The organism is Roseateles sp. PN1 (assembly GCF_038419725.1).
GTDB lineage: Bacteria > Pseudomonadota > Gammaproteobacteria > Burkholderiales > Burkholderiaceae_C > Paucibacter_A.
Genome location: NZ_JBCARA010000004.1, coordinates 316,508 through 331,460 on the forward strand (window position 1 = coordinate 316,508; position 14,953 = coordinate 331,460).

Genomic DNA, 14,953 nt, shown 5'->3' on the forward strand with positions numbered 1-14,953 from the left:
CCTCAGGTGCTGGTGGCGGTGATGAAGGCCGGCGGCGGCGGGCTACCGTCCGACAGAGTGAACACCTCGTAGCCGGTCTCGGTCACGATCAGCGTGTGCTCCCACTGGGCCGACAGGGAGCGATCCTTGGTCTTGATGGTCCAGCCATCGTTGTGTTCTTTGATCTCGCGCCGGCCGAGATTGATCATGGGCTCGATGGTGAACACCATGCCGGGCTCCAGTTGCACCAGGGTGCCGGGGCGGCCGTAGTGCAGCACTTGCGGTTCTTCGTGGAAGACCTGGCCGATGCCGTGGCCGCAGAACTCGCGCACCACGCTGAAGCCGGCGTTTTCAGCAAAGGTTTGAATGGCGTGGCCGATGTCGCCCAAGTATGCACCCGGCTTGACCTTGGCGATGCCCTTCCACATGGCCTCATACGTGAAGGCGCACAAGCGCTTGGCGGCGATGGAGCCCTTGTCACCCACCACAAACATGCGGCTGGTGTCGCCGTGCCAGCCGTCCTTGATCACGGTGACGTCGATGTTGACGATGTCGCCATTCTTCAGCGGCCGATCATTCGGGATGCCGTGGCAGATCACATCGTTGACCGAGGTGCAGATGGACTTGGGGTAGGGGATGTAGCCCGCGGGCGTGTAGTTCAGCGGCGCAGGAATGGCTTGCTGCACATTGACGATGTAGTCATGCGCCAGCTTGTCGAGTTGCTCGGTGGTGATGCCGGGTTGGACATGCGGTGTCAGCATGTCCAGCACTTCGGAAGCCAGGCGCCCGGCGATGCGCAGGGCGGTGATGTCGGAGCCGGTTTTGAGGGTGATCGTCATCCGGCGATTTTAGCCTTGGGTGTCAGGCTGATGCCGGGGCGGGCTTGAGTCACCCTCGCGTGGCGCGGTCAAAGGCCCACGCCCGGCAGTTGCGGTCAGCCATCGCCGCCTGAAGGGTTCAGGCTGCAAGGACCTGGGGCGAAATCAATCCGCCCAAACCACCAGCCCGCTCCAGGCCGTGGCCAGCACGATCACGCCGAAGATGATGCGGTAATAGGCAAAGGGCACAAAGCTGTGGCTGGAGATATAGCGCAGCAACCAGCGCACGCAGACCCAGGCGCTTAGGAAGGAGAACAGCAGGCCGACGCTGAACATGGGCAGATCGGCCATGCTCAGCAGGGCACGTTCCTTGTACAGGCTGTATGCACCGGCGCCGATCAGGGTCGGAATGGCCAGGAAGAAGGAGAAATCGGTGGCCGCCTTGCGCGAGAGGCCGATCAGCATGCCGCCGATGATGGTGGCGCCCGAGCGGCTGGTGCCGGGCACCATGGCCAAGCATTGCAGCATGCCCACCTTCAAGGCGTCCAGCGGGCTCATATCGTCGACGTTTTCGATCCGCACCACCGCGCTTTGGCGGCGCTCGGCCCACAAGATGATGAAGCCGCCGATGATGAAGGTGCTGGCCACCACGGTGGGGGTGAACAAATGCGCCTTGATGGCCTTGCCGAAGAGCAGGCCCAGCACCACCGCCGGGAAGAAGCCGATACCCACATTGGTGACGAAGCGGCGGGCGCGTGCGTCGGAGCCCAGTCCCGTCACGGTGTCGCGCAGGCGTTGCCAATACACCAGGATGACGGCAAAGATGGCGCCGGTTTGGATGGCGATGTCGAAGACCTTGCTCTTGGCGTCGTCAAAACCCAGTAGGGCGCCGGTCAGAATCAAATGGCCGGTGGAAGAAATCGGCAAGAACTCGGTCAGGCCTTCAACGATCCCCATGATCGCGGCCTTGATCAACAACACAGTATCCAACGCATACTCCAGATTCGAGGTGGGCGCGATGATAGCGTGCACCCGTGTCAGAACTGCTCGGCGTGGGCGCCGCTCGAACCGCACGTTTGAGTGCCGGGCGCGTCTTGCCACCTGAGGCGTGACTGTGGTTTGCGGGCTAGCAAGGATTGACCCCGGTCGGGCTGGCCGAATACATTACTGACCGGCCAGTCAATAATTTCTTGGCGGCCGCTCAGCCGAATCGATCGGCCCCCTTGCATGCCTTGCAGACCGATACATTCATCGCCGCACACCCGCTCTTGAACGCCGCCTCGTCTTCAGCATCGCCAACAGCCACGCCGCCACGCCAGCGGCGTAAACAAGCGCGTCCGCAGGAATTGCTGGACGCGGCGCTGGCCTTGTTCGTCGAGCGCGGCTTTGCTGCCACGCGCAGCGAGGAGGTGGCGGCCCGTGCCGGAGTCTCCAAGGGCACGCTCTACCGCTACTACCCCAGCAAAGAAGAGCTGTTCAAGGCGGTGGTGCGCAATAGCCTGGCGATTCATATTGCCGACAGCGCCAGCCAAGTGGCCCTGCACACCGGCAGCAGCGCTGATTTGCTGCGCCGGGTGATGGGCGATTGGCTTTGTCAGGTCGGGCAGGGCGCTTTGGGCGGTATCTGCAAAATCATGTTGGCCGAGGCGGGCAACTTCCCCGAACTGGCGCAGTTCTATATGGACGAGGTGATTTTGCCGACCCACCAGGTGCTGGGCGCCTTGCTACGGCGCGGCATTGACCAAGGTGAGTTCCGCGCTGTGCCGGTGGATGAAACCGTCAATGTCTTGATCGGCCCCATGCTGCACATGATTTTGTTCAAACAGGCTTTTGGCCCGCACCAGTTGCAGGGCCCGAGCATTGACCCGCCGGCCGTGTTGGCCGTGCATCTGGATTTGCTCTTGCGCGGCCTGTGCCACCCGCAAGGGATGACCTCAAGTTCACTGACCCCACCGATCCCTCCGCTCACGAAAGAATGCTCTCGATGAAGACTTGGTTGAAGATTGCCTTGCCCTTGACGGTTCTGATGGGCGCGGGTGTGGTGGGTGTCAATGTCATGAAATCTCGGCAGGCCGCTGCGGCGGCCTCGCAGGCTGCAGCCAAGCCCGCCCTCGGGCTGGAGTTGGCCGCCATCGATGTGCTGACGCTCAAGCGCCAGCGCTTCGTAAGCAGCTTGGATATCTCGGGCAATGTGCGCGCGCTGGAAAGCGCGGTGATCAAGGCCAAGGTCGCGGCCGAACTGGCCCAGCTGAGCGTGCGCGAGGGCGACACGGTGCGTGCCGGCCAGTCCCTGGGGCAAATCGAGGCCACCGAGCTGAACTGGCGCCTGCGCCAGGCCGAGCAGACGGCCGCCGCCAGTCGCTCACAGCTCGATATTGCCAAGCGCACGCTGGAGAACAACCGGGCCCTGGTGGCCCAAGGCTTTATCTCGCCCACGGCCATGGAGCAAGCCGTGGCCAGTGAGGCGGGAGCCCAGGCGAACTTGATGGCCGCCATGGCGGCGGTGGAGTTGGCGCGCAAAGCCCAGGCCGATGCCCGTTTGATCGCCCCCATTTCCGGCCAAGTCTCGCAGCGCTTTGCGCAACCGGGTGAGCGCCTGGCCATTGACGCCAAGGTGCTGGAAATCGTCAATTTGAGCCAGCTCGAAATGGAAGCCACCTTGGCGCCCGAGTTCGCGGCTGCGGTTCGGGTGGGCGCCAAGGCGCGGCTGCAGGTGGAAGGCCTGGCGCAAGATGTGCAAGCGGTGGTGAGCCGCATTAGTCCGATGGCGCAGGCCGGTTCCCGTGCGGTTTTGGTTTATCTGAGCATCCCCGGCCAGCCGGGCTTGCGCCACGGCATGTTCGCACGCGGCAAGCTGCTGTTGGACGAGCGTGAGGCGCTGGTGCTGCCGCAGTCGGCCTTGCGTCTGGAAAAGGCGCGGCCTTATGTGCTGAAGATTGAAGGCGGCAAGGTCCAGGCGGTGACGGTTGACGTGGGCCCGGCAGGTGAGGTCGGCGGCAAGGCCGCTGTGGAAGTGCGTAAGAGCGCAGGCCTGGGCTTGGTCGAAGGCAGCCAGGTGCTGGCCGGCACCGCGGGCCTGGTGGCTGATGGCACGCCGGTGACCTTGGCGGTGAATGCGACGGCGCCAGCCGCTTCAGCCGCCAAGCCGGCCTCCGGCGCACAGCGCTGAGCCGGGGGTACCGAGCATGTGGTTCACCCGCGTTTCAATTCAAAACCCCGTCATGGCCGTCATGGTCATGCTGGCCTTTGTGGTGCTGGGCTTGTTCAGCTATCAGCGCCTGTCCGTTGACCAATTCCCCAATATCGACTTCCCCACCGTGGTGGTGCAGATGGAGTACCCCGGCGCCTCGCCGGAGATTGTGGAGAGCGAAGTCACCAAGAAGGTGGAGGAGGCCGTCAACACGGTGGCGGGCATCAGTGCCCTGACATCGCGCTCCTACGAAGGCAGCTCGGTGGTCATCATCGAGTTCAATCTGGATGTGGATGGTCGCAAGGCCGCCGAAGACGTGCGCGAGAAGGTGGCGCTGATCCGCCCCCTGCTGCGTGACGAGGTCAAGGAGCCGCGCGTCTCGCGCTTTGACCCGCAAAGCACGCCCATCTTCAATGTGGCGGTGTTGAGTGATGGTGATCAGCACAGCACGCAAGAGCTCAGCACCTGGGCGCAGCAGGTCTTGCTCAAGCGCTTGGAGAATGTGCGCGGCGTGGGTTCGGTGAGCTTGGTCGGCGGCTTGCAGCGCCAGATCCAGGTGCGTTTGCGGCCGCAGGCCATGGAGGCCATGGGCATCACCGTGGACCAAGTGCTGGCGGCGGTGAAGAGCGAGAACCAGGAACTGCCCATGGGCAATCTGCGTTCGCTCGAAAAAGAGCAGGTGGTGCAGATCAATGCCCGCCTGAAGCGGCCCGAGGAGTTCAAAGACATCGTGGTGGCGCGCAAGAGCGGGGCCTCGGTCAAGCTCTGGCAAGTGGCCGATGTGGTGGACGGCCCGCAGGAAGTGGAAAGCCTGGCGCTTTACAACGGCCAGCGCACCGTCTTGCTGAGCGTGCAAAAAAGCCAGGGTGAGAACACCATCGAGGTGGTGGACGGCTTGTACGCCGCCCTGAAGAACGCGCAGAGCAGCATGCCCCCAGGCATTCGCACGGAGGTCAATCGCGACAACTCGCGTGCCATTCGTGTTTCGGTGGCCAATGTGCAGCGCACCTTGTTCGAGGGCGCGGCGCTGACGGTCTTGATCGTCTTCTTGTTCCTCAACTCCTGGCGCTCCACCATCATCACGGGCCTGACCTTGCCGATTGCGCTGATCGGCACCTTCTTGTTCATGTACATCTTCGGCTTCACCATCAACAACATCACCATGATGGCCTTGAGCCTGTGCGTGGGCTTGTTGATTGACGATGCCATCGTGGTGCGCGAGAACATCGTGCGCCATGTGCAAATGGGCGCCTCACCCAAGCAGGCCGCGCTGGACGGCACGCAAGAGATTGGCCTGGCGGTGCTGGCCACCACCTTGTCCATCGTGGCGGTGTTCTTGCCCATCGGTTTCATGGGCGGTATCGTCGGCAAGTTCTTTCATGAGTTCGGTATCACCATCGTGGCGGCGGTGCTGATCTCGATGTTCGTCAGCTTTACCCTGGACCCGATGCTCTCCAGCGTCTGGCACGACCCGCAAGCGCATGGCGTGCACAAAGGCCCGCCGGTGACCTTGTATGACAAGACCCTGGGTCGCATCACTGGCGCCTTTGATCGCTTCACCGAATGGCTGTCGGCGGTTTACCAAACGGTCTTGGCTTGGTCCCTGCGCCACAAGGGCAAGACACTGTCCATTGCCTTGGCCACCTTGCTGAGCAGTTGTGCCTTGTTGTCCGCCGTGGGTAAGGAGTTCGTGCCCAAGGCGGATATGTCCGAGACGCAGATCAACTTCTACACCCCGGTCGGCTCCGCCCTGGAAGTGACCGAGGCCCGCGCCAAGCAGATCGACCAGGCCCTGCGCCAGATGCCTGAGGTGCTCTACACCGTCACCACCATCAATAGCGGCTTTGCCGCCGGCAAGATCTACGGCGCCACCTATGTGCGCCTGCAGGATCGCAAGGATCGCAAGCTCAGCGTCAATGAGCTGGTCACGCCCATGCGCGAGAAGCTGGCGCGCATTCCCGGCATCACGGTGACCAACATCGGGCAGACCGATTTGGGTGGCGGTAAGAGCTTGCAGTTCTCCATCCAAGGGCCGGACCTGGGGGAGTTGGAGCGCATCTCCAAGCAGGTGCAAGCCCGCTTGCTCAAGATTCCCGGCCTGGTGGATCTGGACACCACGCTCAAACCGAACAAGCCCACCGTGTCGGTGGAGGTCAAGCGCGACGCGGCGGCCGATGTGGGGCTCAATGTCAACAGCCTGGCGAATAGCTTGCGCACCATGGTGGCCGGCACCACGGTGGGCAATTGGCGGGCGCCCGATGGCGAGAACTACGACGTGATCGTGCGGCTCGGCCCCGACAGTCGCGACGCCATTGCCGATCTGCAGCGCATGCCCATCAATGTGGCGGCCGCCTCCGACGGTACGCCGCGCGTGGTGCGCCTGAGCCAGGTGGCCGATGTGCGCCCCTCCACGGGTCCGAACCAGATCAATCGGCGCGATATGAACCGCGAGATCACCATCGACGCCAACGCCCTGGGCCGCAGCTCCGGTGAGATTTCGGCCGAGATCAAGCGTGTGCTCGACGACACCGCCTTCCCGCCTGGCTACCGCTACAGCTTTGGCGGCTCGACCAAGAATATGAACGAGTCCTTCGCCTACGCCGTGGGCGCGCTGGGCCTGGCCATCATCTTCATCTACATGATTCTGGCCAGCCAGTTCAAGAGCTTTTTGCAGCCGCTGGCCTTGATGAGTTCGCTGCCGCTGACCTTGATCGGCGTGGTGCTGGCGCTGCTGGCTTTCCGCTCGACGCTGAATATGTTCAGCATCATCGGCATCGTCATGTTGATGGGCTTGGTGACCAAGAACGCGATTTTGCTGATCGACTTTGCTATCCGCTCGCGCCAGGGTGAGCATGCTTACGGGGTGGACGCCGAGCCCATGGGCCGCGAGGAGGCTTTGCTGCACGCCGCCAAGGTGCGGCTGCGGCCGATTTTGATGACCACGCTGGCCATGGTGTTCGGCATGGTGCCGCTGGCATTCGCGCTGAGCGAGGGCTCGGAGCAGCGCGCGCCGATGGGGCAGGCCGTGATCGGCGGGGTGATCACCTCGTCCTTGCTGACCCTGGTGGTGGTGCCGGTGATCTATTGCTATCTGGATGATTTGGCGAATTGGTTCAAGGCTAAGTTTGCGGGCCACTAAAATTGCCGCAGACCGACCGGACGATGATGTCCTTTGACGAGGAAATAAGATGAATATCGAACAAGCCCGCTTCAATATGATCGAACAGCAGATCCGCCCCTGGGATGTGCTGGACGCGGGCGTGCTGGCGCTTCTGGCCGTGGTTAAGCGCGAAGATTTCGTGCCTGCGGCCTACAAGACGATGGCCTTCATGGATACGGAAATCCCCCTGCCTGGCGGTCAGCAAATGCTGCCCCCGCGGGTTGAAGCCCGCCTGCTGCAGGCCCTGAATGTGGCGCGCCATGAGAAGGTGCTGGAAATCGGCACCGGCAGCGGCTTCATGGCCGCCTTGCTGGGCCACCGCGCCCAGCGTGTCTTCAGCCTGGAAAGCAATCCTGAGTTGGTGGCGCTGGCCAAAGAAAACCTGCGCCGCTCCGGTGTGCGCAATGTGGTGGTGCAAGAGCAAGACGGCCTAGCTGGCTTGCCCGGCGAAGCACCGTTCGACGCGATTTTGCTGTCGGGCTCGGTGGCTGAGGTGCCGGCCCAATTGTTGAATCAGCTCAAGGTCGGCGGCCGCCTGCTGGCCATCGTGGGCGACGCGCCGGTGATGCGCGCCACCCTGGTAACCCGCCAGGCCGACAAGCAGTTCAATAGCGTGGTCTTGTTTGATACCGCCGCGCCGCGCCTGCACGGTTTTGCCGAGCACAGCACTTTCAGCTTCTGACCGCGATGCAACAAATCGGCCCGCGCGAGGTGTTGGCAATGTGCCAAGCCGGCCCCGAGCTCAAACCGCTGCTGCTGGACGTGCGCGAGCCCTGGGAGGCCGCGCTGGCCAGCATCCGCCTCGATGGCATCAGCTCCAGCTTGATGCCCATGGGGCAGGTGACGACGCGGTTTGGCGAGCTGGATCCGGCGCAGCCCATCGTCTGTTATTGCCATCACGGGATGCGAAGTCTGCAAGTCGTCGCATTTTTGCAGCGCCAGGGCTTTGATTCAGTCTATAACCTCGCCGGCGGCATCGATGCGTGGTCCCAGGACGTGGACCCGGCTGTGCCAAGATATTGATTACTTCAAGTTCAAACTCCAAGTTCATAAGGACGCCCATGTCTGACCGTCGTGCAATCCAATCGCGTTTCACCCCCTTGAACCGCCTGGGCCTGGCGCTGCTGCTGGCCTTTGGCTCGGCCGCTGGCGCTCAAGCGCAAAGCCTGCAGGAGTTGTACGACGCGGCGCGCGGCTTTGATGCCAGCTATCTGTCGGCGCGCGCTCAGGCCGATTCGGCCCAGTACAAGGCGGCTCAGGCCGAGGCCCTGGCTCGGCCCACCTTGGGCGTTGGCGTCGGCCCATCTGCGCAGCGCACCGAGCCAATCAACGGCGTCAACTACAACTCGCTGGTTGTGCAAGGCAGCTTGCAAGGCAAATATGCGCTGTACAACCCCGCCAATGCTCGCACCATCGAGCAAGCCAAGCGCGGTCTCAGCGTGGCTGCGGCCGAGCTGGAAAGTGCCGAGCAGGATTTGATCGTGCGCATGGCGCAGGCTTATTTCGATGTGCTGGCCGCCAAGGATGCGCTGGGCACTGCCAAGGCCTCTAAGGCAGCGATTGCCGAACAGCTGGCCTCGGCCAAGCGCAATTTCGAAGTCGGCACCGCCACCATCACCGACACCCGTGAAACCCAGGCTCGCTACGACTTGGCCACGGCCACCGAGCTGGCCGCGGACAACGATCTGCGCGTCAAGGGTGTGACTCTGGACCAGCTGGTGGGCCGTGTGGGCGTGGTGCCCAAGCCCTTGGCTGTGCCAGTGGCCCTGCCGGCCGTGATGCCGGTGAATGTGGAACCCTGGGTGAGCCAGGCCGATGAGTTGCACCCCGCCATTCGCAAGGCCAAGCTGGGCCTGGAAGTGGCGACGCTGGAAACCGCCAAGGCGCGCGCTGTAGATGGCGTGACGGTGGACATGAGCGGTGCCATCAATGTGCAAAACAGCAATAACAGCCTGAAGGACGCCACCGCTGCACGCGCCTTTGGCGAAGGCACAACGCGTTCGGCCAATGTGGGCTTGTCGATCAACTACCCGCTCTATTCGGGTGGCGCCAATCAGAACCGCATCAAGGAAACGCTGGCGCTGGAAGAGAAGTCACGCAATGACCTCGATTTCGCCCGCCGCAGCGTGTCCGAAGGCACCAAGCGCGCCTTCTTCGGTGTGCAGTCCCTGAGCGCCCAGGTCAAGGCGTATGAGGCGGCCGAGTCGTCTTCCAAGCTGGCCCTGGAAGCCACGCAGTTGGGCTACAAGGTGGGCGTGCGTGTCAATCTGGATGTGTTGAATGCGCAGTTCCAGCTCTTCACCACCCAGCGTGATCTGGCCAAGGCGCGTTACGACGTCATCGTCAACGGCCTCAAGCTGCGCCAAGCCTCGGGTCAGCTGAGCGCTGCCGATATCAGCTCGGTGAACCAGCTGCTGGCCAAGTAAGCACGTCTTTTTCGGTGTCCCAAACCCGCTGCGGCGGGTTTGCTTGTTTTTGCCACCTGCGAAAATGTCTGCATGCTTTATTTGATCTCTCCCGCCAAGGCGCTCGATTACGAGACACCCACTCCCGCGCCGGTTCAGGCCCTCAGTACCCAGCCGCAGTTTGTGCCGCAGTCCGAGGCCTTGATTCAGATCCTCAAAGCCAAATCGACCGGCGAGGTGGCGGCCTTGATGCATTTGTCCGACGATCTGGCCACGCTCAATGTGGACCGTTATCAGAGCTGGGTGCCGCACTTTGATCATGGCAATAGCAAGCCGGCCGCCTTTGCCTTTGATGGCGATGTGTACGGCGGCCTCTCGGCCAAAACCATGAGCTTGGATGATCTGGCTTGGGCGCAGCAGCACCTGGCCATTCTCTCGGGGCTTTATGGGGTCTTGCGCCCGCTTGATCTGGTGCAGCCCTATCGTCTGGAAATGGGTACGCGTCTGGCCAATCCGGCCGGTGCTAGCCTGTACAGCTTCTGGGGTGATAGCCTGGCCGAACATTTGAATGCCCGGGCGGCGGCCGATGTGTCGCCTGTCATCGTGAACCTGGCCTCGCAGGAATATTTCAAGGCTGCTGACCGCCGCAGCCTGCGCCCGCGCGTGATTGAATGTCAGTTCGAAGACTGGAAGAACGGCCAGTACAAGATCATCAGCTTTTTCGCCAAACGGGCCCGTGGCCTGATGGCGCGTTACGCCATTACTCAGCGGATTGATACGCCGGCCGGCTTGCAGGGCTTTGATGCCGAGGGCTATGCCTTTGAGCCCGAGTTGTCGACGCCCGAGCGTTTGCTATTCCGTCGCCGCGTGGATTGAAAGGACAGGGGATGTCGCAGCAATTGGTGACTGTGGAAGTGCGCCGCTGGATCGCGGTGCAACTCAAAGAAGGCCATGGCCAGGACAAAGTGCTGGCGGCGATGCGCGCCAGCGGTTGGGATGCAGCGGTGGCCGATCAAGCCCTGCGCGAGGTGCTGGAGGCGCAGCAGCAACTACCCGCCCTGAAGGCGTTCACCGCGACCCAGCGCAGCCTGCCACCCTCGGGCCGCCTGCCCGAGCCCGAGCTGAACAAAGGCTCCAACAGCTTGTGGGTGGACGGGCATGAGGTCAAGGTCTTGTTGACCCTGGCGCAGCCGCGGGTGGTGGTGTTTGGCGGCATCTTGTCCGATGACGAATGCGATGCCCTGATCGCCCAGGCCGAGCCGCGCCTGACGCGCTCAGAGACTGTGGCCGACGCCGCCAGTGGCAGCGAGGTCAATAGCGCCCGCACCAGCGACGGCATGTTCTTCCGGCGCGGCGAGGACGGCTTAATTGCGCGCATCGAAGCTCGCATCGCCGCCTTGCTGAACTGGCCGGTGGAAAACGGTGAGGGCCTGCAAGTGCTGCATTACCGGCCCGGCGCCGAGTACCAGCCGCACTACGACTACTTCGACCCCGAACATCCCGCCACGCCGGCGATTCTGGCCCGCGGCGGGCAGCGGGTTGGCACCCTGGTGATCTACCTCAACACGCCGTTGGCGGGGGGCGCCACGGTGTTTCCGGACATCCAACTGGCCGTCTCGCCCGTCAAGGGCAATGCGGTGTTCTTCAGCTATGACAGGCCTGATGCCAGCACCCAAACCCTGCACGGCGGCGCGCCGGTGCTAGAAGGTGAGAAGTGGGTGGCAACCAAGTGGATGCGTGAAGGCGAGTTCATCTGAGGGGCCATGTCGGCCCGCCACTAAAATCGCGCGCAGTGATGCCGCCCCCCTCGATTTGGCATCTGAACCTATTGGAGTCCCTGGATGAAAAAAATGATGCTCTTGGCCCTGGCCAGCTTGGTGAGCAGCGTGGCCCTGGCGCAGCAAATTCCGCAGCAATCTCAAGCCATTGCCGTGGACCAGCCGATGCCGCCCGCGGTGGCCGGCCGTGTCAGCCCTGAGCCTGCCGCGCAGGTACCGGCATCGGCACCTAAAGCCAAGGCCAAAGCAAGCAGCAAGAAGGCCCCCGCCAACAAGAGCGCCAAGTCTGGCCAGAAGGCGGCCAAGAGCAAGGCCGCCAGCGGCAAGAGTGCGGCCAAGGCCAAGTCTGGCAACAAGACCGCCAAAAAAGCGAGCAACAAGAGCCAGGCCAAGGCGGGGACCAAGTCCAGCGCCAAGGCAGGTGCTAAGTCCGGCGTCAAGGCCGCAGCCAAGACCAAGCGGACACACTGAGTTCAGCCACCACCCCCGGCGCGCAGCGGCAGCTGGCTCTGCTTGAGCTGGCGCAGCACAAAGCTCGATTTGCTGTGGCGTATGCCGGGGATTTGGTAGAGCCGCTCGCGCAGCAAGCGTTCGTAGTCGCGCGTGTCCGCCACGGCGATGCGCACGTAGTAGTCGTAGTCGCCCGAGACCAAAAAGGCTTCCAGCACTTCTGGAATTTGCTCCAGCGCGCGACCAAAGTCGGCCAAAGCCTGGTCCGAATGATTGTCCAGCGTGACCTGCACGATCACCGTGTCCGCCAGGCCAACCTTGGCCGCGTTCACGCGCACGGCATAGCCCTCAATCACCCCGTCTTCTTCCATGCGCTTGATGCGGCTCCAGCAGGGCGAGCTGGTCAGGCCGACCTGGGCGCTGAGTTCCTGCAGGCTGATGCGGGCATCCTGCTGCAGCGCGCGCAGAATGGCAAAGTCGAATTTATCCAGTTTCATTCTGTGAATTATCGAATTGGCAGGAGGATTTGCTGAAATTCGTTTTTATCACAAGAATTTCGAAAGCCTTTGCCGCCGGGCTTTGGGCACAGTGGAGGCATGAATCTCGCCTCTGAAACCCGCGCCGCCAATGGCGCCCAAGCCCTCATCGCCAGCCTGCTGAGCCTGGGGGTGGATACCGTGTTCGGCTACCCCGGCGGTGCCGTGCTGCCGCTCTATGACGCCTTGCATGGCGAGCCGCGCCTGCGCCATGTGCTGGTGCGCCATGAGCAGGCGGCTGTCCATGCGGCAGAGGGTTATGCGCGCAGCACCGGCCGGGTCGGCGTGGTGTTTGTGACCTCCGGCCCCGGCATGAGCAACACCACCACCGGTTTGCTGGACGCCTTGTGTGATTCGGTGCCGGTCTTGTGCATCAGCGGGCAGGTCGCCACCATCGCCATCGGTACCGACGCTTTTCAGGAATGCGATGCCTTGGGCATCTCCAAGCCGGTGACCAAGTGGAATGTGCAGATCCGTGCGGCGGATGCGGTCGCCACCACCGTGGCGCAAGTCTTCGCCTGCGCGGCCGGCGGGCGGCCGGGGCCGGTGCTGGTGGACTTTCCCAAAGACATCCAGCTAGCACCGCTGTCGCAGCCATTTTGTGCGCCGCTGCCGATGGCTGCGTCCAGTGATACGGCCTTGGCGCCAGCGCCCGAGCAAGTGGCTGCGGCTGTCGCGCTGATGCGTGCCGCGCGCCGCCCGGTGTTCTACGGTGGCGGGGGCTTGATCAATTCAGGTGACACCGCCTGCGCGGCCCTGGCCCGCTTGCTGCGCCGTACCGGGGCGCCTTGCACCTTGACCTTGATGGGCTTGGGCGCCTTCCCGGCCAGTGAGCCGCAGTTCATCGGCATGCTGGGCATGCATGGCACCTTGGAGGCCAACTTGGCCATGCACCATGCCGACCTGATCGTCTGCGTCGGCGCCCGATTTGATGATCGCGTGACCGGCCGCCTGGATCGCTTTTGCCCTGGCGCCAAGGTGATCCATCTGGACGCGGCGGCCACCCAGATCAACAAGGTGCGCCGGGCCGATGTGGCTTTGCTGGGTGATTGCGGCCTTAGTCTCTTGGCCCTGGAGGAAGCCTGGGGTGAGGCGGAGGCAGCCGACCTGAGCTCATGGTGGGCGCAAATCGAGCACTGGCGCTCGGCCCGCTCGCTGCACTTTGATGAGTCTGCTTCCCAGGGGCAGGTCTTGCCTCAGGCCTTGATGAGCCGCTTGCAGTCAGCTTTGAACGGCCGCGATGCCATCGTGTCCACCGACGTGGGCCAGCATCAGATGTGGGCGGCGCAATATCTTCAGTTCGAGCGGCCGCGGCGCTGGCTGACCTCAGGCGGCGCCGGCACCATGGGCTACGGCCTGCCCGCGGCCATCGGCGCGCAGGTGGCACATCCGGGCAAACCGGTGGTGTGCGTCAGTGGTGACGCCTCGGTGCTGATGAATATTCAAGAGCTATCCACCGCCGTTCAGCATCGCCTGCCGGTCAAGCTGGTGCTGTGCAATAACGGCCGCATGGGCATGGTGCGGCAATGGCAAGAGCTGATCCACGAAGGCCGCTACAGCCACAGCTACACCGAGGCCTTGCCTGACTTTGTCGCACTGGCCCAGGCTTTTGGCTGGCAGGCGCTGCGGGTGACGCGGCGCGAGGAGCTGGACGCGGCCTTGCTGCGCTGCTTGGATTCCGATGGCCCCTTTTTCCTGGATGTGCAAGTGACGGCCGAGGAAAACTGTTTTCCGATGATTCCGGCCGGCGCCGGGCATGATCAGGTCTGGCTGGCGAAAGACCGGGCCTATTCGGCGCAGATTGGGGTGTGAGATCGACGCAGCGGCCAGGTCATGCAGACGGGCGTGAAGCCTTGGGCCAGCAAAATCGGGTGGCTCATCGGGGCAGCGTCCACAGCCAGCCACTCGTAGCCGCGCTGGGCGGCGTCTCTGATGCGGACATCCAGCAAGGCGGAGAACACGCCGCGCCCGCGCCAGGCGGGCAAAACGGCGCCGCCATGCAATTCGGCAAAGCGAGAGCTGGCGGGATAGTCGGTCCAGCCGCTGGCGATGGCCTGGCCGTCGGCATAGGCGCAGAACAGGCTGATGGCTTCGGGCTGTTCTAGGCTGCTGGCCAGTTTGGCGCGCAGCCATTCGAAGTCTCGGCCCCAGATTTGCGCTTGCACCTGCAAGATGTCATCCAGTTGTTCTGGCCTGCTGAGGCGGCGAATCTCCACCCCTGCTGGCAGCGCCCGCGCCGGTCTGCTGGCACCGCGCAGGCTGTAAGTCATGAAGACCTCGGGGTCACTGGCCCGAAAGCCTTGCGACTCCAACATCTGCTTGAGATCGGTGGGCTGATCAAGCGCGTAGACCTTCCATTCAAAGTCTTGCCCGCGGGCCTGGAAGAAATCAATCTGCGCCTGGATCTGCGCCAACTCTTCGCCCGGGCTTAAGCGCGCGAAGCACAGCAGGGCTTCATGGTCCGCGGCCGCGCCCAAGGGGATGTGGCGGCGCAGATGGGGTAGGGCTTCAAGCGCGTAGCCCGGCAGCGGCAGGTCCTGCTGGTCGTGCACATAGGCTTCAAACAATCGTCGCGACTCTGGGCTCATGCTCATCCCTGCTTGACATAAAAAAAGCGCACCCGAGGTGCGCTTTTTG

General features: G+C 63.1%; 14 protein-coding genes. 10 read left to right on the top strand and 4 right to left on the bottom strand.

Going from position 1 to position 14,953, the window contains the following annotated elements:
- Positions 1-2 precede the first annotated feature (2 nt).
- Both map and AABB87_RS08595 read right to left on the bottom strand, forming a co-directional pair.
- Positions 3-818, bottom strand: a complete 816-nt coding sequence (map, locus tag AABB87_RS08590; protein ID WP_341970845.1) for a type I methionyl aminopeptidase — start codon at positions 816-818, stop codon at positions 3-5.
- Between the two features lie 144 nt (positions 819-962).
- Positions 963-1,787 (bottom strand): undecaprenyl-diphosphate phosphatase, encoded by an 825-nt coding sequence (locus AABB87_RS08595; protein WP_341970846.1) that lies wholly within the window; start codon positions 1,785-1,787, stop codon positions 963-965.
- Between the two features lie 242 nt (positions 1,788-2,029).
- On the opposite strand from AABB87_RS08595, the gene AABB87_RS08600 reads away from it, so the two are divergent.
- The 9 genes from AABB87_RS08600 (at position 2,030) to AABB87_RS08640 (ending at position 11,801) form a co-directional block, all read left to right on the top strand.
- Entirely contained in the window at positions 2,030-2,785 is a 756-nt protein-coding gene (locus AABB87_RS08600; RefSeq protein WP_341970847.1) for a TetR/AcrR family transcriptional regulator, read from the top strand.
- Positions 2,782-3,966, top strand: a complete 1,185-nt coding sequence (locus AABB87_RS08605; RefSeq protein WP_341970848.1) for an efflux RND transporter periplasmic adaptor subunit — start codon at positions 2,782-2,784, stop codon at positions 3,964-3,966. The genes AABB87_RS08600 and AABB87_RS08605 overlap by 4 nt, the downstream gene beginning before the upstream one ends.
- A 16-nt stretch (positions 3,967-3,982) precedes the next feature.
- Positions 3,983-7,126: an efflux RND transporter permease subunit gene (locus AABB87_RS08610; protein ID WP_341970849.1), complete on the top strand. Its 3,144-nt coding sequence runs from the start codon at positions 3,983-3,985 to the stop codon at positions 7,124-7,126.
- 49 nt (positions 7,127-7,175) lie between these two features.
- A complete protein-coding gene (locus tag AABB87_RS08615; protein WP_341970850.1) occupies positions 7,176-7,829 on the top strand; it encodes a protein-L-isoaspartate O-methyltransferase family protein in 654 nt (217 codons plus the stop codon).
- Positions 7,830-7,834: 5 nt separating this feature from the next.
- Complete coding sequence (locus tag AABB87_RS08620; protein WP_341970851.1) at positions 7,835-8,170, top strand: rhodanese-like domain-containing protein; 336 nt, start codon at positions 7,835-7,837, stop codon at positions 8,168-8,170.
- A gap of 38 nt (positions 8,171-8,208) precedes the next feature.
- Positions 8,209-9,573, top strand: coding sequence for a TolC family outer membrane protein (locus AABB87_RS08625; RefSeq protein WP_341970852.1), 1,365 nt, complete (start codon positions 8,209-8,211; stop codon positions 9,571-9,573).
- 72 nt (positions 9,574-9,645) lie between these two features.
- Positions 9,646-10,428, top strand: a complete 783-nt coding sequence (yaaA, locus tag AABB87_RS08630; RefSeq protein WP_341970853.1) for a peroxide stress protein YaaA — start codon at positions 9,646-9,648, stop codon at positions 10,426-10,428.
- 11 nt (positions 10,429-10,439) lie between these two features.
- Positions 10,440-11,309, top strand: coding sequence for a 2OG-Fe(II) oxygenase (locus AABB87_RS08635; RefSeq protein WP_341970854.1), 870 nt, complete (start codon positions 10,440-10,442; stop codon positions 11,307-11,309).
- Between the two features lie 84 nt (positions 11,310-11,393).
- On the top strand, positions 11,394-11,801 hold the full coding sequence (locus tag AABB87_RS08640) for a hypothetical protein (protein WP_341970855.1): 408 nt from the start codon (positions 11,394-11,396) through the stop codon (positions 11,799-11,801).
- A 2-nt stretch (positions 11,802-11,803) separates the two neighbouring features.
- On the opposite strand, the gene AABB87_RS08645 is transcribed toward AABB87_RS08640, so the two are convergent.
- Entirely contained in the window at positions 11,804-12,277 is a 474-nt protein-coding gene (locus AABB87_RS08645; protein WP_058719408.1) for an Lrp/AsnC family transcriptional regulator, read from the bottom strand.
- Between the two features lie 99 nt (positions 12,278-12,376).
- Between AABB87_RS08645 and ilvB the strand changes: the two genes are divergently transcribed.
- Positions 12,377-14,128, top strand: a complete 1,752-nt coding sequence (gene ilvB, locus AABB87_RS08650; RefSeq protein WP_341970856.1) for a biosynthetic-type acetolactate synthase large subunit — start codon at positions 12,377-12,379, stop codon at positions 14,126-14,128.
- On the opposite strand, the gene AABB87_RS08655 is transcribed toward ilvB, so the two are convergent.
- Entirely contained in the window at positions 14,104-14,904 is an 801-nt protein-coding gene (locus AABB87_RS08655; RefSeq protein WP_341970857.1) for a GNAT family N-acetyltransferase, read from the bottom strand. The genes ilvB and AABB87_RS08655 overlap by 25 nt on opposite strands.
- Positions 14,905-14,953: the final 49 nt, after the last annotated feature.